Here is a 26,953-nt window from a genome sequence, read left to right as displayed (position 1 = left end):
TTTCATTGATGTACCTGCCCGGAAACGGGCAATGCCACTGCAACCCTCAACTTATATTATCCCAACTTGTGACTGTTCTTCGGCGCTCCTCGGAGCGCCTTTTTTTATTCCCGTTTTAACCGTTTCGAATTACATAACCACAGGGTGATCACCAATAACAGGATCGCCGCAGAGTAGATCAGCACATCCATCGGCGATTTATGATCGACGATGATCAGCCGCACAATCGCGGTGATCCCGATATAGACAAAGTAGCGCAGCGGGAAATGAAAACCTGACTGGAAATACTTCACAATCAACGCAATAAACTCAAAGTAGAGAAAGTAGACCACCAGCCCTTCCACCAGCTCGTATTTGCTGGTTTGCTCCGGCGCGAACAGCACATCCGCCAGATGTAAGGTCTCTTTACCGAGGAAAACGACCAGGATCAGGCCCAGACTTAACAGCCCAAGATTCAGCACGGTCTGTAGGATCGTGGAGATAAACTCCACGCGTGGACGAGATAGTGACGTCATAGCAGCACCCTCTTTCTCAGTAGCAAGGTTCCTGTATAACGCAAAAATGTGACGGAGATCTATATTTTTTGTTTATGTTTTGTGCAGCAAAGGTCAGCGGAGAATGATCTCTGTCATGGCATGTTTCAAAGAGAAGGGAAAATGCAGTTAAAACACGCTACCGTCCGCAACGTCACCTGCGGTGAAAATGTGGTGATTTATGAGCCCGCAAACCTGTACGACTGCCAGCTTGGCGACAATGTTTTCATCGGACCTTTTGTCGAAATACAGGGCAATACACAGATTGGCGCAAACACAAAAATTCAGTCCCATACGTTTGTTTGCGAATATGTCACGATTGGACGCGATTGCTTTATCGGCCACGGCGTAATGTTCGCTAACGACATGTTTCGTGAAGGAAAGCCTGACCCGAACAGGCAGAACTGGGGGCGAATTGAGATCGGCAGCAATGTTTCCATCGGCAGCGGCGCGACCATCCTGGCCGTCAGCATTTGCGACGGCACAGTGATCGGCGCGGGAAGCGTGGTCACTAAATCGATCACCGAGAAAGGCGTATATGCCGGAAACCCGGCAAAATTATTGCGTCGCCTGTAAATTGCCGGATGGCGGCGTAAACGCCTTATCCGGCCTACAATAGATGCAGTTTGTAGGCCGGATAAGCGTAGCGCCATCCGGCTGGCAAACGGCTCGATCAGCGGAAATTCACGTTGCGGTCGCTGGTCATATCGTACAGACCAAACTTCCGGCCAAGCTGCTGACCGCCGTCACGCGTCAGCGGCGTCCAGCCAATCGCTGCGCGGCTGCGGGTTGGGCTGGACGAGAAGAGATCCAACGGCACCGACACGTACACGCCTTTGGTGAAATCCCCTTCCCCGTACTCGTCCGGCGACACATCGGTGATCGTGGCATAGCCGCCAACCACCACGCCGCTGTCAAAGCGTTTCGCAATTTCCAGCGTACCGCCCTTGTCGCCAGCCAGATATTGACCGACGCTCGCTTTCACCAGCACATCCTGCGCGAACGACGGCGTCCAGTAGGCGGTCAAGTGGCCGGTTTTCACGCTGTAATCGGTGAATTTCATCATATCCTGCGCGCTACGCCAGTCACGCTGTTTCACGTAGTTAGCGTCAAGACCAAACGCCCAGTTGCTGTCGACCGGGCGATACAGCACCTCCGCCCCTGCGCCGCCGTACATGGTCTCCAGATAACCGCCGTAAACCTGGCCGTAGAAACCGTTGCCGAGATACTGGAAGTAGTTGGCTTGCAGGTTATTCACATAGATATCGTTCTGCACATATTCGCGCACATGGGTACGCACACGCGGAAGATGCGAATCGTTCGGTGGGTTGGTGTAGTTAAATTTGTCGTAATTGTTGGCGATATTGGCAAACAGACTGCCGGTGGTAAGCAGATGATCCGTTACCCACAGATCCGCCGTCCCCATCACGCCAAGCTGGTACATATAGAAATTTTCCGGGCCGCCGACAGACTGGTTCAACACCGGATCGATATGGAAATCAAAGCGCGATTTATCGATATACCAACCCTGCTCGGTTGCTTCCGGCACGATCGGCTCCACACGTTTTTGTGCCAGTGGGGTCTCGTGTCCTAATGGCTCGCCTTCCAGATGGCGTTTCAGGCTGGCGACATCGGTTTCCGTAGTGACCTGCGGCATATTGAGACGGTTTTCCGTCACGCGGATCGTGCGAACCCCTTCTGGCAGATCGTTCATGACGATCCGATTCGCGCGTTCGATCCCTTCCCGCGAGTCACGGTATTTCACCTGCTCGCCGGTGACGTACAGCGTATCGCCTTTCACCTGAATTTTAGGGTCCGCCAGTCCGGCGTTGTATTTCAGCAGCGTCAACTGGTTAGCGACGACCGAGTGTTGCAGGATGGCGTCCTGCGGCTCAGGCTGATATTTCGGTCGCGCGTTATCGTTATACGATGGGCGCAAATCGTTGAAGTTTGTCCGCAGCGTCACGCCAAACATGAAGGTGTTGCCGCGTTCATAGCTGAGGTTAACGTCGGCCCAATCGGTGACGCGGTAAATGGCGCCGACGTTAAACTTGCTCTTCTGCTCCAGCTTACCCGCGAAATCCTGCTGATAATTGTTGCCTTCATACTCCAGTTTCAGGCGCAGAGGCTGCCAGGGCGTTTGATACTCCACCCCGCCAAACAGCGACGCTGGCCCGTGGAACATATCGCTGCCGTTGACGGAACCGGCCTGTTTATAACTGTTATCGCGGTGACAGAATTTATCGCTGTATGAGCAAAACGGATTGCTCACGTTGCCGCTGGTGCCCAGATAACCCCAGCCAAGACCGAGCGAGAAATCAAACGGCCCCCAGGCTTTGTTCGCCACAATGTATTCCGCATCGAACAGCCCCGTCCCGCCGATATCCCTTGCGCCGACCGCCACCTGCGGCATCCAGTAGCTCTCTTCCCATAACCGCAGTTTCAGGTCGAAGGCTTTGTCTTTGTAGGTCTGGTTGCCGGAAAACGACTCCACGCTGCTGTATTGTCTGGTACGCACGTCGGTATAGCGCAGCGTGGTTTCCAGCCACGGGAACAACTGTATCGACGCGGAGTAGTAGCGATACTGATCGTTATCACGATAGTTCAGGCTCATCTCCCCTTCCCGCGCCATTCGCGCCGTTGGCGTTTGCAGCAGCCCCACGCCGCCGAAGTCAGATTGTGACGGCCCAATGGGGGCCGGATATGTTTCGGCATGGCAGGCTGCGCTGATGCCCAGCGCCAGTAAGCTGAGCAGATGTGTTTTTTTCATTATTCGGGTATCCGCTGCGTCAGAGTACGAAGAATGTCGGCGTTAAGCGCATCCGGCGTGTTGCTCCATAGAGAATCCGTAAGACCGACAAAAATGATGCTGCCAGGCATCGGCTCAACGTGACGCTTGTTCCAGTAAGCGACCGGCGCTTTCTGCGTGCGTCCGTCGGGATAGACAACCCACGCATAGCTGCGATCCGCCCCGCTGAGCAGGCTTTGCTCATCAAGGTAACTGGCCACGTCCCGCCCCGGGCTGAAGGGGCGTTTACCCGGCTGGCTAACCAATCCAAACAGCGTAATATCTGTCGGCTGCCCGCCAACCCACAGCGTGTAATGGCCCTGCAACGGCGGATTGCCCCGTTCGCTGACGCGCACGGTATCCGGGTCAAGGTTAACGAGCTGTCTGCCGGTCACTTTCAACGTCTCCACCTGCTGGCGCAGCGTATTGATTGCGGCGGCGTCATCGCCGCTTTTCTCTGCGCCAAACGCAGCCAGGCGGCTCAATAATTCCTGCTGCTGGCGCTGCGCCGTGGCGGTAGCCCGCTCTTCGCTGATAACCGCGCCAGGCCACCAGCTGTTCGCCAGTTTCGGCTGCCCGACCAGATCGATCAGATGTTCCGCGCCGGTGAGCGTCTTCGGTTCTGTGCTGTCTGCGGCAAACACCTTCACGGTGCCTGCGGCAAAAGATGAGGAAGCGCACAAACTCAGGGCCAGCGCTGCAATGGTCTGTTTCATCATTGTTTTGCCGCCTTAATGAGCGTGGTTTTCACCGGGAAGTAGTCCGCCCCCAGATACTGTTCCGACTGGCGGATTTGCCCTTCGCTGTCGATCCAGTAGCGGTTATGCCAGCGCGCCTGGTCGGTTGTAACCTCTTCATCCAGTACGCGAACGGCGGTTACATCGCTACCGACCTTAATGCTGTCAGTGCCATCCCATTTGAAGACCGAGCGGGCGGTGGCGTAACGCACCTGTTTATGTTCCGTCCAGCCCATCGTGCGCGTCCACGTTGCGCCATCTACGATTTGTGCCGGTCTGGCCAATGGGTCAGCCGCCAGATTGTTCACACCGATCAGATTGTCGCCGCCGAGCAGGGTTTTAATCAGGCGACCATGCTGAGTCACGATGGTGGCCTGATCCTGCGTCACCCATTTCTGCTGCCCGTTCTCTGCGAAAGCGAGCACCACAAACAGCTGCGGCCCGCCATTGAGCTGCATGTACTGGCTGGCATAAGGCATGTTTTGAATGTCATCGTCCGTCAGTTGTACGCCCGGCGTACCGAACAGACTGTCCCACAGCGAATTACCCAGACCTTTAGTGGTGGCTGAGCAAGCCTGTAACAGCAGGCAAATGATGATAATTCCAGGTCGCTTCACGACTCTTCTCCGCATTATTGCCGGGAGGCCCCGGCCAGGAAGTCCCACAGGCTCAGGCAAGCTAAAATAACCACACCGAAGTGTGGTTATGATTAAACGTACCGGTGTTACTGGGTACTGGTGGTTGTGGTGGTAGTGGTTCCGGTATTAGAACCATCGCCACCGCCGGTCGCCGCCAGAGCGACGCCCACCGCCGAGCTTACGGTGCTGACGCTGGTCGCGGAGGAACTTCCCGCTGATACCGACGTCGCCGCCGACCCTGCTGCTTCACCCACCTGAACGGGGGCGGCCCAGACAGAAGTCGCCGCAAGCGCAGATATGGCAAAAATGCCATACAGAGCTTTTTTCATCACAATATCCCTTCATTGAATGAATGGAGATTTACCCGAAAAACGTTTCAGGCGGGATCGAGTATACACAACTAAAGCATGTGGATTGCGACAGGTCTAAATAGCGAGGCGGTTTTAGGATAATTAAACTTTTGGCTGGAATAGCATTTATATGCTAATTAAATATCTTTTAAAAACATCATATTAAAATAAAACAATGCAATATTTATTATCCGTATACTCTGAAAATAACACCGAGTAACTTACGGGTTATTCATTATTTTAGGATTAAGCTCAATATAAATTTTTGCGGAATAGCACAGACAACCGGAATTATCTTATAAAAAAAGCCGATAATAATATCGGCTCTAATTACAGATATATCACTTTTCTGCCGGATGGCGGCGGAACGCCTTATCCGGCCTACAGGACGCGCCGTTTGTAGGCCCGGTAAGCCTGGCGCCACCGGGCGTTACGCCATCAGGCACGCCATGCTTTATAACGGTTAATCAGACCGTTAGTTGAACTGTCATGGCTGGAAATCGCTTTATCATCACCCAGTTCCGGCAGGATACGGTTAGCCAGCTGTTTACCCAGCTCAACGCCCCACTGATCGAAGGTGAAGATGTTCAGGATCGCGCCCTGAGTGAAGATTTTGTGCTCATACAGCGCAATCAACGCCCCCAGGCTAAACGGCGTAATTTCACGCAGCAGGATGGAGTTCGTCGGGCGGTTGCCTTCGAACACTTTGAACGGCACCACATGCTCAAGCTGAGACGGATCTTTCCCCTGATCGCGATATTCCTGCTCAACCACCTCGCGGGATTTGCCGAACGCCAGCGCTTCGGTCTGAGCGAAGAAGTTAGACAGCAGTTTCTGATGGTGATCGGACAACGGGTTATGGGTTATCGCCGGGGCGATAAAGTCGCAAGGTACCATCTTCGTCCCCTGGTGAATCAGCTGGTAGAACGCGTGCTGGCCGTTGGTGCCCGGTTCACCCCAGATGATTGGGCCAGTCTGGTAGTCTACGGCATTGCCGTTACGGTCAACATACTTGCCGTTGGACTCCATATTGCCCTGCTGGAAGTAGGCCGCAAAACGGTGCATATACTGGTCGTACGGCAGAATCGCTTCGGTTTCTGCGCCAAAGAAGTTGTTGTACCAGATACCGATCAGCGCCAGCAGCACCGGCAGGTTTTTCTCAGCCGGTGTTGTGGAGAAGTGTTTATCCATCGCATGCGCGCCGGACAGCAGTTCAACGAAGTTGTCAAAGCCGACAGACAGGATGATAGACAAGCCAATTGCCGACCACAGAGAGTAACGACCGCCGACCCAGTCCCAGAACTCGAACATGTTGGCGGTGTCGATACCAAACTCACCCACCGCTTTTGCATTAGTGGAAAGCGCCGCAAAGTGTTTCGCGACGTGTTTTTCATCATTCGCGGTGCTCAGGAACCAGTCGCGCGCGCTGTGGGCGTTGGTCATAGTTTCCTGCGTTGTGAAGGTTTTAGACGCCACCAGGAACAGGGTGGTTTCCGGGTTTACTTTCTTCAGCACTTCGGCGATGTGGGTGCCATCGACGTTAGACACAAAGTGCATATTCAGATGGTTTTTGTACGGGCGCAGCGCTTCAGTCACCATGAACGGCCCCAGGTCGGAACCACCGATACCGATGTTGACCACGTCAGTGATCGCTTTACCGGTGTAACCTTTCCATTGACCTGAAATAATCGCTTCAGAGAAGGCTTTCATCTTCTCCAGCACCGCATTCACTTCCGGCATTACATCTTTGCCGTCAACGATAATCGGGGTATTGCTACGGTTACGCAGCGCAACGTGCAGCACGGCACGGTCTTCGGTACGGTTGATTTTTTCGCCAGAGAACATGGACTTAATCGCACCGGCCAGATCGGTCTCTTTCGCCAGATCCTGCAATTTCGCCAGCGTCTCTTCGGTGATGCGGTTTTTGGAGAAATCCACCAGCATCAAATCGTCAAACGTCGCGGAAAATCGGGTAAAACGGTCGCTATCTTTCGCGAAAAGATCCGCGATAGTAACGTCCTTCATGTCGTCGTAGTGTTTTTGTAGTGCCTGCCAGGCAGAAGTCTGCGTCGGATTGATGTTTTTCATTAGCAATACTCTTCTGATTTGAGAATTGTGACTGAGATCGATTGTAACGCCAGTCACAAAAAAGTGTGATTGTTTTAGTGCCGTTAGCCCGAACGCGAATCAAACGCGGATAAAAAGCAGCAAAAAGTATAGTCGTTATAAGCACTGTTACTGAGGGCTAAGACAGCATAAAAAATCCGCATAATCCCGGCGTTGACAGTCCCAGCCACACATTTTATTTATAAATACGGTATTTGCGCCTGCACCGGTTTCTGTTCTGCCCTTGTGCCATGGTCGCTTTTTTCATTCCCTGACACGAGGTTGATATGACAACTGCTGTTTCCCCGCTCGTCGTCGCCAAATTTGGCGGAACCAGCGTCGCCGATTTTGACGCCATGAACCGTAGCGCCGACGTGGTGCTTTCCGATGCTAACGCACGCTTAGTGGTGCTTTCCGCCTCTGCGGGCGTCACCAATCTGCTGGTAGCGCTGGCAGAAGGGCTGGAACCGCCAGAGCGCTTCGAAAAACTCGACGCCATCCGTAAAATTCAGTTCGATATTCTGGAGCGTCTGCGTTACCCGAACGTTATCCGCGAAGAGATCGAGCGTCTGCTGGAAAACATTACCACGCTTGCCGAAGCGGCTTCACTGGCGACGTCAATGGCCCTGACCGACGAGCTGGTGAGCCACGGCGAGCTGATGTCCACCCTGCTGTTTGTGGAGATCCTGCGCGAGCGCAATATTCAGGCGCAGTGGTTTGACGTGCGTAAGGTGATGCGCACCAGCGATCGTTTTGGCCGCGCGGAACCGGATATCGCAGCGCTGTCGGAGCTGGCTACGCTACAGCTTGCCCCACGCCTGGCAGAGGGTCTGGTCATCACCCAGGGCTTTATCGGCAGCGAAAGCAAAGGCCGCACAACGACGCTGGGACGCGGCGGCAGCGACTACACGGCGGCGCTGCTTGCAGAAGCGCTGCACGCGGCGCGCGTCGATATCTGGACGGATGTGCCGGGCATCTACACCACCGACCCGCGCGTGGTGCCTGCCGCGCAGCGTATCGATGAAATCGCCTTTGAAGAAGCGGCGGAAATGGCGACCTTTGGCGCGAAGGTGCTGCATCCTGCAACGCTGCTGCCCGCCGTACGCAGCGATATCCCGGTTTTCGTCGGCTCCAGTAAAGATCCAAAAGCGGGCGGGACGCTGGTATGCAATAAAACCCAAAACCCACCGCTCTTCCGCGCGCTGGCGCTGCGTCGCAAACAGACGCTGTTAACGCTGCACAGCCTGAATATGCTGCATTCGCGTGGTTTCCTGGCGGAAGTGTTCGGCATTCTGGCGCGGCACAATATCTCCGTAGATTTAATCACCACCTCGGAAGTGAGCGTGGCGCTGACGCTGGATACCACCGGTTCCACTTCAACGGGCGACACGCTGCTGACGCAGTCTTTGCTGATGGAGCTTTCCGCGCTATGCCGGGTAGAAGTGGAAGAAAATCTCGCGCTGGTTGCGCTGATTGGCAACGATCTGTCTAAAGCCTGCGGCGTCGGTAAAGAAGTGTTCGGCGTACTGGAGCCGTTCAATATCCGCATGATTTGCTATGGCGCATCCAGCCATAACCTCTGTTTCCTGGTGCCAGGCACCGAAGCGGAGCAGGTCGTGCAGAAGCTTCATCATAATTTGTTTGAATAAAATTTCCTCACGCGATAAATAATACCTATAGCCGGGCTCGAACCCGGCTTTTTTATAACTAAACAACACGACAATACTGCAAGGAATTTATTATGTTATCCGTTATCACCCGGCTGTTCCCGTTATGGGCGCTGCTGCTCTCTGTTATTGCGTATTACACGCCATCGACCTTCACCCCCATTGGCTCGTGGGTGACCACGCTGCTGATGCTGATTATGTTCGGCATGGGTGTACACCTTAAGCTCGACGACTTTAAACGCGTGCTTTCCCGCCCGGCGCCTGTCGCTGCCGGTATTTTCCTGCATTATCTGGTGATGCCGCTCGCCGCCTGGCTACTGGCGATACTGTTTAACATGCCGCCGGACCTCTCTGCCGGGATGGTACTGGTGGGCAGCGTCGCCAGCGGAACGGCATCTAACGTCATGATCTATCTGGCGAAAGGGGATGTGGCGCTTTCGGTTACTATCTCATCGGTTTCCACGCTGGTTGGCGTGGTCGCGACACCGCTGCTGACGCGCCTGTATGTGGATGCGCATATTCAGGTGGATGTGATGGGGATGCTGCTCAGCATTTTACAGATCGTCGTGGTTCCAATCGCGCTTGGGCTGGTCATTCACCACCTGTTTCCTCGCGTGGTAAAAACCGTGGAGCCTTATCTGCCTGCGTTCTCAATGGTGTGTATTCTGGCGATCATCAGCGCAGTGGTGGCCGGTTCCGCCTCGCATATCGCATCCGTTGGTTTTGTGGTAATTGTGGCGGTGATCCTGCACAACACCATTGGTCTGCTCGGCGGTTACTGGGGCGGTCGCCTGTTTGGCTTTGATGAGTCCACCTGCCGCACGCTGGCGATTGAAGTTGGAATGCAGAACTCCGGCCTTGCGGCGGCGCTCGGTAAAATTTACTTCTCTCCGCTGGCCGCGCTCCCCGGCGCGCTGTTCTCGGTCTGGCATAACCTCTCCGGCTCACTGCTGGCCGGTTACTGGTCAGGCAAGCCGATTGCCGAGAAGCCGCGTGATAGGGTGAAGGTGTAGACCTGATAAGCGTAGCGCCATCAGGCGCAATCCGTGCACGTCGCCGGATGGTGGCTAACGCCTTATCCGGCCTACACAGCCTCTGCACTTTGCCGTACACTGGGTTATCTGACTGACCGAGGGTACATTTATGGCACTCCCACGCATCACCCAAAAAGAGATGACCGAGCGCGAGCAGCGTGAACTGAAAACGCTGCTCGACCGCGCGCGCATTGCACATGGCCGTCCGCTCACGAATGCGGAAACCAACAGCGTGAAAAAGGAGTACATTGATAAGTTAATGGCGCTGCGCGAAGCAGAGGCCAAAAAAGCCCGCCAGTTGAAGAAAAAGCAGGCTTATAAACCAGATACTGAGGCGTCGTTTTCCTGGTCGGCCAATACGCCGACGCGCGGCAGACGTTAACGCCCTTTCTTCTTCCGCCCCGGCGAGGTAAAGCGTTTTCCGTTTGACGCCGGGCGCGCTTTCTCATTGGTTTTTTCGATTTTCACCACCGGACGCTTAATGCCCGCCGTTTTCGGCTTCGCTTTCGCCTTCGACGTCGGTTTGGCTTCTGATGAAGAGTTTTCGATCAGCTTAAACAGAGCGATGAGTTCGTCATCCGTCAGATCCCGCCACTCGCCGGGCGGCAGACCGGATAAACTCACGTTCATAATGCGCGTGCGTTCGAGTTTCGTCACTTCATAGCCAAAGTGCTCGCACATGCGGCGGATCTGGCGGTTCAGCCCCTGAATCAGGGTAATGCGGAAAACAAACGGCGCTTCCTTCTTCACCTTGCACTTTTTGGTCACCGTGCCGAGGATCGGGACGCCTGAGCCCATACCGCGAATAAAGTCATCCGTTACTGGCTTATCAACCGTGACCAGATACTCTTTCTCGTGATCGTTACCGGCACGGAGGATTTTGTTGACCAGATCGCCGTGATTGGTAAGAAAGATAAGCCCCTGGGAGTCTTTATCCAGGCGGCCAATCGGGAAAATACGTTTGCTATGGTTCACGAAATCCACGATGTTATCGCGTTCGCTGTCTTCCGTGGTACTGACAATCCCTACCGGCTTGTTCAGCGCGATAAAGACCAGATCTTCCGCTTCGCGCGGCTCAATCAACCGACCATTCACCTTCACCACGTCGCCAGGCATCACCTGATCGCCAATGGTGGCGCGTTTGCCATTAATGAAGACATTCCCTTGTTCAATGTAGCGATCCGCCTCGCGACGCGAGCAAATTCCGCTTTCACTGATGTATTTATTTAATCGGACAGATGAGTCGGGCAGCATAAATTCTCCTGTAAAAGCGAAATATACCGCACCTTGCGGTCAGGGAAAAAGCGTCGAATGACAGGAGTGCGGCTCACCGCTGCTCATAAAGTCGATGACATCACGAAATCCCCCTGCGAGACGCGTTCCAGAATATCGATAACCACATCGTGAGCCACATCAGCAAGCGGTAAGATGAGCGGTGGTAGCATCACGGATGTTTTTACTTTTTGATTACTGGAGATGTCATGGAACTGCTGTTATTGAGTAACTCCACTCTGCCGGGAAAAGCCTGGCTGGAACACGCGCTGCCGCTGGTGGCGGAACAACTGCATGGCCGCCGTTCAGCGGTGTTTCTCCCGTTTGCTGGCGTTACGCAAACCTGGGACGATTACACAGCGAAAACCGCCGCAGTCCTTGCGCCGCTCGGCGTTTCAGTGACCGGTATTCATAGCGTCGCCGATCCGGTCGCAGCGATTGCCGATGCGGAAGTGGTGATTGTCGGCGGTGGGAACACTTTCCAGTTGCTAAAAGAGAGCCGTGAACGTGGGCTGCTGGCGCCCATCGTGGCTGCCGTTAAGCGTGGCGCGTTGTATATCGGCTGGAGCGCGGGCGCGAACCTTGCCTGTCCGACCATTCGCACCACCAACGATATGCCAATCGTTGACCCACAAGGATTTGATGCGCTGGGTCTGTTCCCGTTGCAGATTAACCCGCACTTCACTAACGCGTTGCCGGAAGGTCACAAAGGCGAAACCCGCGAACAGCGTATTCGCGAGCTGCTGGTGGTCGCGCCAGAGTTAACGGTGATTGGCCTGCCGGAAGGCAACTGGATTCAGGTGAGTAAGGGGCAGGCGACGCTCGGCGGCCCGAACACGACGTATGTGTTCAACGCGGGTGAAGAAGCGGTTCCTCTTGAAGCCGGTCATCGCTTCTGATCGTCGCCATGTAGAATGTAAAATGCCTGATGGCGCTACGCTTATCAGGCCTACAGGATAGTGCTTATAACGTAGGCCGGATAAGGCGTTTCACGCCGCCATCCGGCAATCAGCAATCAATAGTCATCCCGCTCGTCGTCTTCATCCGGCTGCTCCAGCACGCTGTAAGCCACCGAACAAAACAGCGAATTCAGGCGTTGCATATCGCCCAGCAGTCCCAGATGCAATGAGCTGGTTTCGATGCTCTGTACGTTCTGCTGGTGCAGGCAATCCACATGCGCATGTGAATAACGACGATTGAGAATACGGAAACGATGTTTGCTGCGACGCAAACGTCGGGCGCTGGTAACGTCGCCGGAGAAAAACACCGACATCGCCAGTTGCAGGTTGCTGAGTAACTGATCATACAGCGCATCCAGCTCTTTCAGCCCTTCAATGGAAAACGCCCGCCGCGCCGCCAGCGACTTGTCGGCAATCTCGCTGCCCATCCGTTCGACGATATCCGAGGCCTGCTCCAGGTTCAGGGACATCTCGATGATTTCCGCCCAGCGCCGCGACTCTTCCTCCGCCAGTTCCTCTTTCGGCATCCGCGCCAGATAGAGTTTGATGGCGGTGTAAAGCACGTTGATATCATCCGCCAGCTTGCGCAGCTCTTTCTCTTCGCGCGGCTCGCCGTGCATCACCTTTTTCAGACCTTCCATCATCTGCTCCATCGCATCACCAATGCGCAGCGCTTCCCGGGCGGCATTGGCCAGCGCGAGCGTTGGCGTGTCCAGCGCGCTGACATCCAGATGTTTAGGCTTCAGATGGGCATCCAGTTCCGGTTCATCGCGGATAATACGTTTACAGAAACGTGCCATCGGTTCGGCGAACGGAATCATCACCAGACACCGCGCCAGGTTGTAAAAAACGTGGAAGTAGATAACCAGTTCGGATTTTGGCAGCGGTAACGCATCCATCGTATCGGCCAGCACATGGACAAACGGCAGGATAATCAGGCTGCCCACCAGCTTAAACAGCAGACTGCCCAGCGCCACGCGGCGAGCGGCGGCATTGGCTGCGCTGTTGTTGAGCATCGCCAGCAGGCCGGAACCAAGGTTGGCGCCGATGACCAGGCACAACGCGACCGGGAACGATATGATGCCCGCCGCCGTCAGCGTGGCCGTCAGCAGGACGGCTGCCAGGCTGGAATAGCTGATGATGGCAAACATGGCGCCAATCAGCGCATCCAGCATGATGTCGCCGGTCAGCGAGGCGAAGATGACCTGTACGCCATTCGCCTGAGTAATCGGCGTCACCGCCTGCACAATCAGCTCCAGCGCCAGCAGTATCAGGCCAAGACCGATCCCCACTCGCCCCAGTTGTCCGGCGCGTGACTGCTTACGCCCCAAAAAGAAGATAACGCCGATGAAAATCAGCAGCGGCGATAACCATGACAAATCAAAGGTAAGGATACGCGCCATCAGCGCGGTCCCCACGTCGGCCCCCAACACAATCACCAGTGCAGGCGTCAGGGCGACCAGATCCTGGGCGACAAATGACGTCACCAGCATAGTCGTGGCGTTACTGCTTTGCACCAGCGCAGTAACGCCGATACCCGCGCAGAAGGCGAGCGGTTTCTTTTCAACACTGCGGCTGAGAACGGTACGCAGACGGGCGCCGAAAACGCGCATCACGCCGGTACGCACAATATGGGTGCCCCACACCAGCAGGGCAACAGCAGAAAGCAGGTGTAGCAGAGTTAACACAGAATCAGGTACTCCTTATCATTATTATGATGTTCAGCCTTTTTTACCGGATGGCGCTGCGCTTATCCGGCTTACGGGGATATTTGTAGGCCGGATAGGCGTTTACGCCGCCATCCGGCAAGCTGCCCCGTGAACCTTCTTCCAGTATAAGGGTTTCAAAACAATAAAGAGACAGGGTGCCCGATGAGCACCCTGTTTGTTGTAAGGAAAAATGACAGTTTTATGAACTAGTCGGCATCATAGCCCAGGTTGGAAGCCAACCAGCGCTCCACCTCCGCGACCGTCATCCCTTTACGCTGCGCATAATCCTCCACCTGATCGCGCTGTATTTGCGCGACGGTGTAGTACTTGCTGTCAGGATGGCTGAAGTACCAACCGGAAACGGAAGCGCCCGGCCACATGGCGTAGGATTCGGTCAGCTTCATGCCGGTGTGTTTTTCCACGTCCAGCAGTTGCCAGATGGTACCCTTCTCAGTGTGCTCCGGGCAGGCCGGATAGCCTGGCGCCGGACGAATCCCCTGATAGTTTTCGCGGATCAGCTCCTCGTTGCTGAGGTTCTCATTCGCCGCATAGCCCCAGTAGACTTTACGTACCCGCTCATGCAGGTATTCCGCAAAGGCTTCCGCCAGACGGTCGGCGATCGCTTTGACCATAATCTTGTTGTAATCATCATGCTGCGCCTCGAATGCCTCTGCCAGCGCATCCTCTTCCAGACCGCCCGTGACGGCGAAGGCGCCAATGTAATCCTCTTTGCCGCTCTGTTTCGGCGCAACAAAGTCAGACAGGCAATAGTTGGCGAAACCCACCTTCTCCGTTTGCTGACGCAGATGATGGCTGACCGCCAGCACATGGGTACGCGTCTCATCGCGGTAAATTTCGATATCATCACCCACACGGTTTGCCGGGAACAGCCCCACCACGCCACGCGGGTTGAGCGTCTTCTCGGCACTCAGTTTATCCAGCATGTCGTTGGCGTCTTTAAACAGGCGTTTCGCCTCTTCGCCCACCACTTCGTCTTCGAGAATGCGCGGATATTTCCCGGCCAGCGACCAGGTCATAAAGAACGGCGTCCAGTCGATGTAGTTGCGCAGCGTTTCGATACTGGCCTCAACGTCCTGCACGCCCAGACGATGAGCGACAGGCGGTGTATAGCTTTCCCAGTCAAATGCCAGGTCATTATCACGCGCGGCGGCCAGCGTCACTGGCGGCGTGCGCGGTTTCTTACGCGCATGCTGGATGCGCACGGTTTCATACTCTTTACGGGTACGGGCGACAAACTCATCGTGCTGGGTTTCAGACAGCAACGCAGCCACGACGCCCACGGTACGCGAGGCGTTCTGGACATAGACCGTCGGGCCGCTGTAGTTCTGCTCAATCTTCACCGCCGTATGCGCTTTGGACGTGGTCGCGCCGCCAATCAGCAGCGGGATGGTGAAGCCCTGACGTTCCATCTCCTTCGCCACGTTGACCATTTCATCCAGCGACGGGGTAATCAGGCCGGAGAGACCAATCAAATCCGCATTCACTTCCTTCGCGGTTTTGAGGATTTTTTCTGCCGGCACCATAACGCCAAGATCGATGATTTCATAGTTGTTGCACTGTAAAACGACGCCAACAATGTTTTTGCCAATGTCATGCACGTCGCCCTTCACGGTGGCGATAACCATTTTACCGTTGCTGGAGCCCTGCTCTTTGCTGGCTTCAATAAACGGTTCCAGATACGCCACCGCCTGCTTCATGACGCGGGCCGATTTCACCACCTGCGGCAGGAACATTTTGCCTTCGCCGAACAGGTCGCCCACCACGTTCATACCGTCCATCAGCGGCCCTTCGATAACCTCGATCGGACGCGTCGCCTGCTGACGGGCTTCTTCGGTATCCTGTTCGATAAACTCGGTAATGCCTTTTACCAGCGAATACTCAAGGCGTTTTTTCACTTCCCAACTGCGCCATTCCGCCTGTTGCGCATTGGCTGAATCATCGGCTTTGCTGCCACGGTATTTTTCCGCCAGCGCCAGCAGACGCTCGGTGCTATCGTCGCGGCGATTGAGGATCACATCTTCCACCGCGTCGCGCAGCTCGGCGGGCAGGTCGTCATAAATCGCCAGTTGCCCGGCGTTGACGATCCCCATGTCCATGCCGTTACGGATGGCGTAGTAGAGGAACACCGCATGAATCGCTTCGCGCACCGGGTCGTTGCCGCGAAACGAGAAGGAGACGTTAGAGACGCCGCCGGAGATCAGCGCGTGCGGCAGTTCGCGTTTGATATCTTCACAGGCGCCGATAAAGTCCTGCGCGTAGTTGTTGTGCTCGTCGATACCGGTCGCTACGGCAAAAATGTTCGGGTCAAAGATAATGTCTTCCGGCGGGAAGCCCACCTCTTTGGTGAGAATGTTGTACGCCCGGCGGCAAATCTCGATCTTACGCGCGCGGGTATCGGCCTGCCCTTGTTCATCAAAGGCCATCACCACCACCGCCGCACCATAGCGACGCAGCAGCTTCGCATGGTGGATAAAGGTTTCCACGCCCTCTTTCATCGAAATGGAGTTAACGATGCCTTTACCCTGAATGCATTTCAGCCCTTTTTCGATGACCTCCCATTTTGAGGAGTCGATCATGATCGGTACGCGGGCGATATCCGGCTCACCGGCAATCAGGTTGAGGAAGCGCACCATCGCGACTTCGGCGTCGAGCATCCCCTCATCCATGTTGATATCGATAATCTGCGCGCCGCTCTCCACCTGCTGGCGGGCGACATCCAGCGCTTCGCTGTATTTATCTTCTTTGATCAGCCGCTTAAATTTAGCGGAACCAGTGACGTTAGTACGCTCCCCCACGTTTACAAACAGGCTGTCATCGCCAATATTCAACGGCTCAAGGCCAGAGAGGCGACAGGCAACCGGAATATCGGGCAGTTTACGCGGCGCTAAACCATCAACCGCGCGGCTCATCGCGGCAATGTGTTCCGGCGTCGTCCCACAGCAGCCGCCGACAATGTTGAGAAAGCCCGACTCCGCCCACTCGCGGATCTGCTTCGCCATCGTATCAGCATCAAGATCGTATTCGCCGAAGGCGTTAGGCAGACCGGCATTCGGGTGCGCGGTGACATAGCATTCGGCAATGCGCGCCAGTTCCTGCACATACTGACGCAGTTCATCCGGCCCCAGCGCGCAGTTAAGACCAAAGGTGAGCGCTTCGGCGTGACGCAGCGAGTTATAAAACGCTTCGGTAGTCTGGCCAGAGAGCGTGCGCCCGGACGCATCGGTAATCGTGCCGGAGATCATAATCGGCAGCTCGACGCCCAGCGCTTCAAATTCTTCTTTCACCGCAAAAACGGCGGCTTTCGCATTCAGCGTGTCAAAGACGGTTTCAATCAGAATCAGGTCTGACCCGCCTTCCACCAGCGCTTTAGTGGATTCGCGATAGGCCGCGACCAGCTGATCGAAGGAGATATTGCGAAACGCCGGGTCATTCACGTCCGGCGAGATGGACGCGGTGCGGTTGGTTGGGCCAAGCACGCCCGCAACGTAGCGCGGTTTTTCCGGCGTGCGCGCCGTCCATTCATCGGCGCAGGCGCGGGCCAGTTTCGCAGCGGTAAAGTTGATTTCCGCCGACAGGGATTCCATCTGGTAATCCGCCATCGCAATCGTCGTGGAGTTAAACGTGTTGGTTTCGATGATATCCGCACCCGCCTCAAAGTAAGCGTGATGAATCGCGGTAATCACCTCCGGCTTGCTGAGTACCAGCAGGTCGTTGTTGCCTTTCAAATCGCAGGGCCAGTCAGCAAAACGCTCGCCGCGAAAATCCTCTTCACTCAGGCGATAGCTCTGGATCATTGTCCCCATGCCACCATCCAGAACCAGAATACGTTCATCTAACTGCGCACGCAGTTGTTCAACTTTGCTGCTCACGACTTGCTCCCGACAACACTCAACCTGGACCGAAAAAAGGCCAACGAACCATACTGGCATAAACACGACAGGCGGAAAAGAGAACAACGGGTAACATGAGACATGTTCAGCTTCACTCCTCCGATCAGTGCAGGAATTCTTGCATTATATTTTAATAAAACGAAAATGATTTCCACGATACAGAAAAGGAGTCCGCCATGGTTGCCCCTGTCCCCGCGAAACGCGGTAGAAAACCCGCCGCTGCCACTGCGCCCGCAACCGGGCAGGTTCAGTCGCTGACCCGTGGCCTGAAGCTGCTGGAGTGGATTGCCGAATCCAACGGCAGCGTCGCGCTGACCGAACTGGCGCAGCAGGCGGGCCTGCCGAACTCCACGACTCACCGTTTGTTGACCACCATGCAGCAGCAGGGCTTTGTGCGACAGGTGGGAGAGCTGGGCCACTGGGCCGTGGGCGCCCATGCGTTTATCGTCGGCAGCAGTTTTTTGCAGAGCCGTAACCTGCTGGCGATTGTCCACCCTATCCTGCGCAAACTGATGGAAGACTCCGGTGAGACGGTCAATCTGGCGGTACTGGATCAGAGCGATCACCAGGCGATTATTATCGACCAGGTACAGTGCACACAGCTGATGCGCATGTCTGCGCCCATCGGCGGCAAACTGCCAATGCACGCTTCCGGCGCCGGGAAAGCGTTTCTGGCGCAACTCAGCGAAGAGCAGGTGACTGGCCTGCTGCACCGTAAAGGGCTGCATGCCTATACCCACGCTACGCTGGTGTCGCCGGTACATCTGAAAGACGACCTCGCCCAGACGCGCAAGCGCGGTTATTCTTTTGATGATGAAGAGCACGCGCTTGGCCTGCGTTGCGTTGCGTCGTGCATTTACGACGAGCACCGCGAGCCGTTTGCCGCGATCTCAATTTCCGGGCCGATTTCCCGCATCACTGACGATCGCGTCACCGAGTTTGGCGCGATGGTGATTAAAGCGGCGAAAGAAGTCACGCTGGCATACGGCGGGTTTAGATAAGAAGGCTTGCCGGATGGCGGCGCAAGCGCCTTATCCAGCCTACAGTCACGTGTAGGCCCGGTAAGCGCAGCGCCACCGGGCGTCAAGCCGCAAATCTGAAGCAAAACCGCTGTTTGCGCCGATAGGCGTAAACATCTTCCACATGTCCTTCGCGGATACGCGTCTGTAACGCCCGCCAGTAGTCGGCGCGGAACAGGTCGGCGTGCATCTCCTCAAATAACGGCCCAATTCTTGGGTCAGCGCACAGCCAGTGGCGAAACTCTTCCGGGAAAACATCCCCTGGCGAAACGCTGTACCAGGGCTCGCTGGCCAGCTCATCTTCCGGGTAGCGCGCTTGCGGAATATCGCGGAAATTCACTTCCGTCATGTAGCAAATTTCATCGTAATCGTAGAACACCACGCGCCCGTGGCGGGTGACGCCAAAGTTTTTAAACAGCATGTCGCCGGGGAAGATGTTGGCGGCGGCAAGCTGGCGAATCGCATTGCCGTACTCTTCAATCGCGTCACGCAGTTGCTGGCCCTCCACCTGCTCCAGCCAGATATTCAGCGGCACCATACGACGCTCAATGTAGAGATGGCGAATCACTATCTGATCGCCAAGGTCGATGATTTTCTCCGGCGCCTCCTGGCGCAACAGCGTCATCAGCGCTGGCGCGATTCGCCGCTTCTCCAGCACAAAGTTCTCGAACTCCTGCGTATCGGCCATCCGCCCGACGCGATCGTGTTCTTTAACGAGTTGATAGCAGGCGCGCACATGGGCGGCCGACATCTCCTTTTGTGGGGCAAACGTATCCTTGATGATCTTAAACACCCGGTCAAAGCCCGGCAGCGTAAACACCAGCATCACCATGCCGCGAATACCGGGCGCTTCAATAAACTGCTCATCGCTGTTCGCCAGATACAGTAAATACTCGCGATAGCTCTCGGTTTTCGCATGCTTCTGACAGCCAATCGCCATGTACAGCTCGGCGGTGGTTTTACCTGGCAGGATCTCACGCAGCCACTCAACCAGCGCGGCAGGCAACGGCGCGTACACCATGAAGTAGGAACGGGCAAAACCAAACACGATACTGGCCTCAGCCGTGGTGGTCAGGCAGGTATCGACAAACAGTTCGCCTTCATCGGTGCGATGAATCGGCAGCAAAAACGGCAACGTGCCGGCTGGGGTCAGCAACTTCCCCACCAGCCAGGCGGCTTTATTGCGATAAAACAGCTCATTCGCCACCTGCAAATGGCTGCGGTGCAAAGCCTCCGCTCCGAACGCTTCCGTCAGGTGAGCAATGATGTAATGAATATCACGGCTTTTGTTTTGCCAGGGCAAACGCAGCGGTAGATCGCTGAGAATACGCGTCAACAGCGGTTCCCAGCCGTGATCGGGGAAGAAATCTTTCGCCAGCGGGCGCGGGATCGTGCGAAACCGGCGTTCAGGCTGGGAGCTAAAGATAAAAAGCCGCTCGGGAGTGAGCGAGCGGTGGTCAAATAACCGACAGTAGACGGAGTTAAAAAAGCTCTCCGCAATCTCGAAGCGCGGGTAATCCGGCAACAGCCGGGTGTAATGCTCTTTGACACGCAGTAAAAAGGCCGCATCGGTGCTTTTGCCGTCAGTAATGCAGCGCAACTGTTCCACCACCAGACCAACGTGATGATCGTAGAGGTGGATACGGTTTTTCATCGCCTGCTGCACGGCATGCCAGTCGGCCTGTTCAAAGCGCTGCTGCGCGCCGGAAGTCACTTCCAGAAATCGACCATACTGCGCGTCAAAGCCTTGCAGGATGGTTTGAGCAATCAGTAATTCCAGGCCACGCGACATGGTTTGTCCTCATCGGTTGCCGGATGGCGGTGCAAGCGCCTTATCCGGCCTACGGTTCAGGGTAGGCCGGATAAGCGTAAGCGCCATCCGGCATGAATCAGAACTGCGATTCTTCAGTAGAACCCGTTAATGCCGTCACTGAGGAGGTACCGCCCTGAATAATGGTGGTCACTTTGTCGAAGTAGCCTGTCCCCACTTCCTGCTGATGGGACACGAAGGTGTAACCGTCTTTGGCCGCCGCAAATTCTGGCTGCTGAACCTTCTCAACATAGTGGCGCATGCCTTCACCCTGCGCATAGGAATGTGCCAGGTCGAACATGTTGAACCACATGCTGTGGATGCCCGCCAGGGTGATGAACTGGTACTTGTAGCCCATGTCCGACAGCTGCTGCTGGAAGCTGGCGATGGTTTTATCGTCCAGGTTCTTCTGCCAGTTGAACGACGGCGAGCAGTTGTAGGCCAGCAGTTTACCCGGGTATTTCGCATGGATGGCATCGGCAAAGCGCTTCGCCAGTTCAAGGTCTGGCGTGGAGGTTTCGCACCACACCAGGTCTGCGTAAGGCGCATACGCCAGCCCACGGCTGATCGCCTGTTCAATACCGGCACGCGTGCGGAAGAAGCCTTCGCTGGTGCGTTCGCCGGTAATAAATTCACTGTCGTACGCGTCGCAGTCGGAGGTTATCAGATCTGCCGCATCCGCATCGGTACGGGCAATCAGCAACGTCGGTACGCCCATCACGTCAGCCGCCAGACGCGCAGCCACCAGTTTCTGAATGGCTTCCTGCGTCGGCACCAGAACTTTGCCGCCCATATGACCGCACTTCTTCACCGACGCAAGCTGATCTTCGAAGTGAACAGCCGCTGCACCGGCTTCGATCATCGATTTCATCAGTTCAAACGCGTTCAGTACGCCGCCAAAACCGGCCTCCGCATCGGCAACGATCGGCAGGAAGTAATCGACAAAGCGCGGATCGCCAGGCTCAATGCCGGATGCCCACTGGATCTGATCCGCACGACGGAAAGTGTTGTTGATCCGATCCACGACCGCCGGAACAGAGTTTGCCGGGTACAGCGATTGATCCGGGTACATGCTGGAGGCCAGGTTAGCGTCCGCCGCCACCTGCCAGCCGGACAGATAGACCGCCTCAATGCCCGCTTTCGCCTGTTGCAGCGCCTGGCCGCCGGTCAGTGCGCCGAGGCTATTGATGTAGCCTTTTTTCGCGTCGCCATGCAGCAGACGCCACATTTTGGCCGCGCCAAGCTGCGCCAGCGTACATTCCGGGTTGACCGAGCCGCGTAATTTCACCACTTCCTCCGCGCTATACGGGCGACGGATGCCTTCCCAGCGCGGTTGCGTCCATTCTTTCTGTAACTCTTCGATTTGTTGGGTACGGGTTTTCATGTGCAGATGCTCCATATTGTTATGTGGTGAGTTAAGCCAGCAGGCGGTAGCCTGGCAGGGTCAAGAAATCGATCAGTTCATCAGAGGTAGTGATCTGCTCCATCAGGCGCGCGGCTTCATCAAAGCGCCCGCTGCTGAAGCGGTGCTCTCCCAGCTCGTCCTGGATCACCAGCATCTCTTCGGCCAGCATCTGGCGGAATAGCGCTTTCGTGACGGGTTTGCCGTTGCTCAGGGTTTTCTCGTGATGAATCCATTGCCAGATAGAGGTGCGGGAGATTTCAGCCGTTGCCGCATCTTCCATCAGGCCATAAATCGGTACGCAGCCATTGCCGGAGATCCATGCTTCGATGTACTGCACCGCCACGCGAATATTGGCGCGCATCCCCTCTTCGGTACGATCGCCCTCGCAGGGCGCCAGCAGCTGTTCGGCAGTAATGGGCGCATCTTCATCACGGGTAACAAACAGCTGGTTCTGGTTTTCGCCCAGCGCCTCGTTAAAGACCGTCATCGCGGTGTCCGCCAGCCCCGGATGCGCGATCCAGGTGCCGTCATGACCGTTATTGGCTTCCAGCGCTTTGTCCGCTTTCACTTTGTTGAGCACTTGATTGTTGCGCTCGGCGTCTTTGCTCGGGATAAACGCCGCCATGCCGCCCATCGCAAATGCGCCGCGCTTATGGCAGGTTTTGATCAACAGCCGTGAATAGGCGCTGAGGAACGGTTTATCCATCGTCACCACCTGACGGTCCGGCAGGACGCGATCCGGGTGATTTTTCAGTGTTTTGATATAGCTGAAAATGTAATCCCAGCGGCCGCAGTTAAGACCAACAATATGGTCACGCAGCGCGTGCAGGATCTCATCCATCTGGAAGACGGCAGGCAGCGTTTCAATCAGCAAGGTGGCTTTGATGGTGCCGCGCGGCAGATTAAAACGGTCTTCGGCATAGCTGAAGACTTCGCTCCACCAGGCTGCCTCCTGCCAGGCCTGAGTTTTCGGCAGGTAGAAATACGGGCCGCTGCCTTTTGCCAGCAACGCTTTATAGTTGTGGAAAAAGTAGAGAGCGAAATCAAACAGGCTGCCAGGAATGGCTTCACCACGCCAGGTCACATGTTTTTCCGGCAGGTGTAAACCGCGTACGCGACAAATCAGTAACGCCGGGTCCGGCTTGAGTTGATAGATTTTCCCGGCTTCGTTGGTGTAGCTGATGGTGCCGTTCACCGCATCACGCAGGTTGATCTGGCCATCAATCACTTTGCTCCACTCCGGCGCCAGTGAATCCTCAAAGTCGGCCATGAATACTTTCACGTTAGCATTCAGCGCGTTAATCACCATTTTACGTTCTACCGGGCCGGTGATTTCCACGCGACGATCCTGTAAATCGTCAGGAATACCGCGAATTTTCCAGTCACCTTCACGAATGGAAGCGGTTTCCGAAATAAAATCAGGCAACTTACCGTCATCAATATCCTGCTGTTGCTGAATACGAGCAGCGAGGAGTTTGTTACGCTTTGGCGTAAAACGCGTCACCAGTTCGGTCAGAAACTCTACCGCTTCTGCGGCCAGAATTTGCTTCTCCTGCTCACCATAAGGCCTGGTAAAGGTCAGTTCATCGGTTGTCGTTGCCTGTTGATTCATTATGCAGCTCCTCGTCATTGATCCGAATACATCCCCAATGCGAACGAAGGATCGTTGTGTGGTTTTCGTTCAGCACAACTAAGACTACTCAATTAAATTCCAAAATCAAAAACAATTTCCATTTTAAATTTAATTATCAATTAACTTATTGATAACAATAAAAATAAAGTTTAATTACAAGATGAGCGGCGTTTCAGAAATAAAAAAGGCACCCGAAGGTGCCTGTTTCAACATGCTGAAACGCTTTAGGATCGTGCGCTACAGAAGATTAATCCAGCGTTGGATTCATGTGACGCAGATCATATGGCGTGATCTGGTAGACGTAATAGTTGAGCCAGTTGGTAAACAGCAAATTACCGTGGCTGCGCCAGGTCGCGCGAGGTTTGTTTTGCGGATCGTTTTTAGGGAAATAGTTGTACGGTACATTCGGACTTAAACCTGCTTCAACATCCCGGAAATATTCACTGGCCAGCGTATGGGCATCGTACTCCGGGTGACCGGTTACAAACGCGATACGTTTATCTTTGCTGGCGAACAGGTAGGCATCTCCATCTTCAGTTTCTGCGAGGATCTCAAGGTCGGTATAGTCCCGAATCAGCGCCGCCGGGAAGTCGGCATAGCGTGAGTGCGGAGCAAGGAATGAATCATCAAAACCACGAGTCAGTAAAGCATGAGGATGAAGGATGTGATGTTCGTAGACGCCGGAAAGTTTATCTGTGCGGGTTTGCTTCGGAATGCCATAGAGAATATTAAGCGCGGCCTGTACCGCCCAACAGACAAACAGCGTTGAGGTGACGTGATCTTTTGCCCACTCCAGCACCTGCTTAATCTGCGGCCAATACGCAACATCATTAAACTCCACCAGACCCAGAGGCGCGCCGGTGACAATCAGCCCATCGAAATTCTGATCGCAGATATCCTCGAAGTTACAGTAGAAGTTGTTCAGATGCTCTGCCGGTGTATTACGCGATTCACGGGCATCAATCCGCAAGAGTTGAACATCGACCTGAAGCGGTGAGTTTGACAGCAGGCGCAGGAACTGGTTTTCCGTTTCAATCTTCTTCGGCATCAGGTTGAGGATAAGCACCTTCAGCGGACGAATTTCCTGGCCAGAAGCGCGGGATGTCGTCATAACAAAGACGTTTTCCTCACGTAAGAAATTGACGGCGGGTAGCTCGTCCAGCACGCGAATTGGCATAACCTGATAACCTCACTACATACGTTTAAACGTTTAGACATCCAGATAGCTGAAGATACCCAGAAATTCTTCTAATGTCGAGCCTGCATGTTGAAGGTGAGAAAGTTTCACGGCGGTGTTTACGATAGAATATAAGCACAAAGAAAAGGAGATAATATGGTTATTAGCATTCGCCGATCGCGGCAGGATGAAGGGGAAAAACTGATTGCTATCTGGTGTCGTTCTGTTGATGCTACGCACCATTTTCTGTCTGCATCCTATCGGAGCGAGCTGGAAGAGCTGGTGCGTTCTTTTTTACCAGAAGCGCCGTTATGGGTGGCAGTGACAGAGCAGGATGAGCCCGTCGCGTTTATGCTGCTGACCGGGCAGCACATGGATGCCCTGTTTGTCGATCCCGACGTTCGTGGCTGCGGCGTAGGGAAATTGCTGGTTGAGCATGCGTTTACGCTGGCCCCCGAGTTAACAACCAACGTTAACGAACAGAATGAACAAGCGGTTGGGTTCTACAAAAAGATGGGATTTAAAGTGACAGGACGTTCAGAGGTAGACGATCTTGGCAGACCGTATCCGTTATTGAATCTGGTTCATACGTAGGCCGGATAAGGCGCAGCGTCATCCGGCTGCACCCGGGCGCATGAACGCAAAAAGGCCATCCCTCAGGATGGCCTCTTCACTTTAATTAATGCCTGGCAGTTCCCTACTCTCGCATGGGGAGACCCCACACTACCATCGGCGCTACGGCGTTTCACTTCTGAGTTCGGCATGGGGTCAGGTGGGACCACCGCGCTACGGCCGCCAGGCAAATTCTGTTCGTCTAATGCCTCTCGCATTAAACTCTAATCTGTATCAGGCTGAAAATCGTCTCTCAGTCCGCCAAAACATCTTCGGCGTTGTAAGGTTAAGCCTCACGGTTCATTAGTACCGGTTAGCTCAACGCATCGCTGCGCTTACACACCCGGCCTATCAACGTCGTCGTCTTCAACGTTCCTTCAGGACTCTCAAGGAGTCAGGGAGAACTCATCTCGGGGCAAGTTTCGTGCTTAGATGCTTTCAGCACTTATCTCTTCCGCATTTAGCTACCGGGCAGTGCCATTGGCATGACAACCCGAACACCAGTGATGCGTCCACTCCGGTCCTCTCGTACTAGGAGCAGCCCCCCTCAGTTCTCCAGCGCCCACGGCAGATAGGGACCGAACTGTCTCACGACGTTCTAAACCCAGCTCGCGTACCACTTTAAATGGCGAACAGCCATACCCTTGGGACCTACTTCAGCCCCAGGATGTGATGAGCCGACATCGAGGTGCCAAACACCGCCGTCGATATGAACTCTTGGGCGGTATCAGCCTGTTATCCCCGGAGTACCTTTTATCCGTTGAGCGATGGCCCTTCCATTCAGAACCACCGGATCACTATGACCTGCTTTCGCACCTGCTCGCGCCGTCACGCTCGCAGTCAAGCCAGCTTATGCCATTGCACTAACCTCCTGATGTCCGACCAGGATTAGCTGACCTTCGTGCTCCTCCGTTACTCTTTAGGAGGAGACCGCCCCAGTCAAACTACCCACCAGACACTGTCCGCAACCCGGATTACGGGCCCACGTTAGAACACCAGCCATTAAAGGGTGGTATTTCAAGGGCGGCTCCATGCAGACTGGCGTCCACACTTCAAAGCCTCCCACCTATCCTACACATCAAGGACCAGTGTTCAGTGTCAAGCTATAGTAAAGGTTCACGGGGTCTTTCCGTCTTGCCGCGGGTACACTGCATCTTCACAGCGAGTTCAATTTCACTGAGTCTCGGGTGGAGACAGCCTGGCCATCATTACGCCATTCGTGCAGGTCGGAACTTACCCGACAAGGAATTTCGCTACCTTAGGACCGTTATAGTTACGGCCGCCGTTTACCGGGGCTTCGATCAAGAGCTTCTCCCGAGGGATAACCCCATCAATTAACCTTCCGGCACCGGGCAGGCGTCACACCGTATACGTCCACTTTCGTGTTTGCACAGTGCTGTGTTTTTAATAAACAGTTGCAGCCAGCTGGTATCTTCGACTGATTTCAGCTCCATGGGTAAACCACTTCACCTACATATCAGCGTGCCTTCTCCCGAAGTTACGGCACCATTTTGCCTAGTTCCTTCACCCGAGTTCTCTCAAGCGCCTTGGTATTCTCTACCTGACCACCTGTGTCGGTTTGGGGTACGATTT

20 protein-coding genes, 2 rRNA genes and 1 pseudogene are annotated in these 26,953 nt (G+C 54.9%); 7 read left to right on the top strand and 16 right to left on the bottom strand.

What is annotated here, in order from left to right; genetic code table 11:
- Positions 1–104 precede the first annotated feature (104 nt).
- Entirely contained in the window at positions 105–515 is a 411-nt protein-coding gene (psiE, locus tag OGX93_RS11345) for a phosphate-starvation-inducible protein PsiE (protein WP_012907714.1), read from the bottom strand.
- A gap of 141 nt (positions 516–656) precedes the next feature.
- Here psiE and OGX93_RS11340 point away from each other — a divergent pair, with 141 nt between their 5' ends.
- Positions 657–1,109, top strand: a complete 453-nt coding sequence (locus OGX93_RS11340; RefSeq protein ID WP_024130839.1) for an acyltransferase — start codon at positions 657–659, stop codon at positions 1,107–1,109.
- On the opposite strand, the pseudogene OGX93_RS22355 reads toward OGX93_RS11340, so the two are convergent.
- The 6 genes and pseudogenes from OGX93_RS22355 to pgi all read right to left on the bottom strand — a co-directional run.
- Positions 1,092–1,190: pseudogene (locus OGX93_RS22355) on the bottom strand (hypothetical protein); the annotation flags it as partial. The gene OGX93_RS11340 and the pseudogene OGX93_RS22355 overlap by 18 nt on opposite strands.
- A gap of 16 nt (positions 1,191–1,206) precedes the next feature.
- Positions 1,207–3,303, bottom strand: coding sequence for a YjbH domain-containing protein (locus OGX93_RS11335; protein ID WP_101744388.1), 2,097 nt, complete (start codon positions 3,301–3,303; stop codon positions 1,207–1,209).
- Positions 3,303–4,040 (bottom strand): capsule biosynthesis GfcC family protein, encoded by a 738-nt coding sequence (locus OGX93_RS11330; RefSeq protein ID WP_286449946.1) that lies wholly within the window; start codon positions 4,038–4,040, stop codon positions 3,303–3,305. Before OGX93_RS11330 ends, OGX93_RS11335 begins: the two co-directional genes overlap by 1 nt.
- Positions 4,037–4,675 (bottom strand): YjbF family lipoprotein, encoded by a 639-nt coding sequence (locus OGX93_RS11325; protein WP_049012005.1) that lies wholly within the window; start codon positions 4,673–4,675, stop codon positions 4,037–4,039. The genes OGX93_RS11330 and OGX93_RS11325 overlap by 4 nt, the downstream gene beginning before the upstream one ends.
- A 107-nt stretch (positions 4,676–4,782) precedes the next feature.
- Positions 4,783–5,025, bottom strand: a complete 243-nt coding sequence (gene yjbE / locus OGX93_RS11320; protein WP_012134661.1) for an exopolysaccharide production protein YjbE — start codon at positions 5,023–5,025, stop codon at positions 4,783–4,785.
- A gap of 459 nt (positions 5,026–5,484) precedes the next feature.
- Positions 5,485–7,134 carry a glucose-6-phosphate isomerase gene (pgi, locus tag OGX93_RS11315; RefSeq protein WP_012134663.1) on the bottom strand — a complete coding sequence of 550 codons (1,650 nt, stop codon included), beginning with the start codon at positions 7,132–7,134 and terminating at the stop codon, positions 5,485–5,487.
- A gap of 305 nt (positions 7,135–7,439) precedes the next feature.
- Between pgi and lysC the strand changes: the two genes are divergently transcribed.
- The 3 genes from lysC to OGX93_RS11300 all read left to right on the top strand — a co-directional run bounded on the left by lysC (position 7,440) and on the right by OGX93_RS11300 (position 10,235).
- On the top strand, positions 7,440–8,801 hold the full coding sequence (gene lysC, locus OGX93_RS11310; RefSeq protein WP_012134664.1) for a lysine-sensitive aspartokinase 3: 1,362 nt from the start codon (positions 7,440–7,442) through the stop codon (positions 8,799–8,801).
- 92 nt (positions 8,802–8,893) lie between these two features.
- A complete protein-coding gene (gene panS / locus OGX93_RS11305) occupies positions 8,894–9,832 on the top strand; it encodes a ketopantoate/pantoate/pantothenate transporter PanS (protein WP_047459702.1) in 939 nt (312 codons plus the stop codon).
- Between the two features lie 130 nt (positions 9,833–9,962).
- On the top strand, positions 9,963–10,235 hold the full coding sequence (locus OGX93_RS11300; protein WP_012134667.1) for a YjbD family protein: 273 nt from the start codon (positions 9,963–9,965) through the stop codon (positions 10,233–10,235).
- Here the strand turns inward: OGX93_RS11300 and rluF are convergent.
- Positions 10,232–11,107: a 23S rRNA pseudouridine(2604) synthase RluF gene (gene rluF / locus OGX93_RS11295; protein WP_058668405.1), complete on the bottom strand. Its 876-nt coding sequence runs from the start codon at positions 11,105–11,107 to the stop codon at positions 10,232–10,234. The genes OGX93_RS11300 and rluF overlap by 4 nt on opposite strands.
- 227 nt (positions 11,108–11,334) lie before the next feature.
- Between rluF and pepE the strand changes: the two genes are divergently transcribed.
- The gene (gene pepE, locus OGX93_RS11290) at positions 11,335–12,024 is read left to right on the top strand and encodes a dipeptidase PepE (RefSeq protein ID WP_012134669.1); all 690 of its coding nucleotides are present in this window, start codon (positions 11,335–11,337) and stop codon (positions 12,022–12,024) included.
- A 116-nt stretch (positions 12,025–12,140) separates the two neighbouring features.
- On the opposite strand, the gene OGX93_RS11285 is transcribed toward pepE, so the two are convergent.
- On the bottom strand, positions 12,141–13,772 hold the full coding sequence (locus OGX93_RS11285; protein ID WP_286487804.1) for a Na/Pi cotransporter family protein: 1,632 nt from the start codon (positions 13,770–13,772) through the stop codon (positions 12,141–12,143).
- Positions 13,773–13,999: 227 nt separating this feature from the next.
- Positions 14,000–17,683: a methionine synthase gene (gene metH / locus OGX93_RS11280; protein WP_112001367.1), complete on the bottom strand. Its 3,684-nt coding sequence runs from the start codon at positions 17,681–17,683 to the stop codon at positions 14,000–14,002.
- 197 nt (positions 17,684–17,880) lie between these two features.
- On the opposite strand from metH, the gene iclR reads away from it, so the two are divergent.
- Positions 17,881–18,705, top strand: a complete 825-nt coding sequence (gene iclR, locus OGX93_RS11275; RefSeq protein WP_047459716.1) for a glyoxylate bypass operon transcriptional repressor IclR — start codon at positions 17,881–17,883, stop codon at positions 18,703–18,705.
- An 82-nt stretch (positions 18,706–18,787) separates the two neighbouring features.
- Here the strand turns inward: iclR and aceK are convergent, their stop codons facing one another.
- From aceK to metA, 4 genes are all read right to left on the bottom strand, one after another.
- Complete coding sequence (aceK, locus tag OGX93_RS11270; protein ID WP_286449947.1) at positions 18,788–20,515, bottom strand: bifunctional isocitrate dehydrogenase kinase/phosphatase; 1,728 nt, start codon at positions 20,513–20,515, stop codon at positions 18,788–18,790.
- A gap of 97 nt (positions 20,516–20,612) precedes the next feature.
- Entirely contained in the window at positions 20,613–21,917 is a 1,305-nt protein-coding gene (gene aceA / locus OGX93_RS11265) for an isocitrate lyase (protein WP_024130843.1), read from the bottom strand.
- 31 nt (positions 21,918–21,948) lie between these two features.
- A complete protein-coding gene (gene aceB, locus OGX93_RS11260; protein WP_115182237.1) occupies positions 21,949–23,550 on the bottom strand; it encodes a malate synthase A in 1,602 nt (533 codons plus the stop codon).
- A 268-nt stretch (positions 23,551–23,818) separates the two neighbouring features.
- Complete coding sequence (gene metA / locus OGX93_RS11255; protein ID WP_012134677.1) at positions 23,819–24,748, bottom strand: homoserine O-acetyltransferase MetA; 930 nt, start codon at positions 24,746–24,748, stop codon at positions 23,819–23,821.
- A gap of 156 nt (positions 24,749–24,904) precedes the next feature.
- Between metA and OGX93_RS11250 the strand changes: the two genes are divergently transcribed.
- Positions 24,905–25,342, top strand: a complete 438-nt coding sequence (locus OGX93_RS11250; protein ID WP_058668401.1) for an acetyltransferase — start codon at positions 24,905–24,907, stop codon at positions 25,340–25,342.
- 90 nt (positions 25,343–25,432) lie between these two features.
- On the opposite strand, the gene rrf is transcribed toward OGX93_RS11250, so the two are convergent.
- Together rrf and OGX93_RS11240 are read right to left on the bottom strand one after the other, a co-directional pair.
- A 5S ribosomal RNA gene (gene rrf / locus OGX93_RS11245) occupies positions 25,433–25,548 on the bottom strand.
- Positions 25,549–25,642: 94 nt separating this feature from the next.
- Positions 25,643–26,953 (bottom strand): 23S ribosomal RNA (locus OGX93_RS11240); the annotation flags it as partial.

The sequence above is a fragment of the Citrobacter sp. CK195 genome (assembly GCF_030333365.1).
In the GTDB taxonomy this organism is placed as follows: Bacteria; Pseudomonadota; Gammaproteobacteria; order Enterobacterales; family Enterobacteriaceae; genus Citrobacter_B; species Citrobacter_B koseri.
The sequence above is the reverse complement of the archived record's forward strand: the minus strand, read 5'-3'. Positions and strand labels throughout refer to the sequence as shown.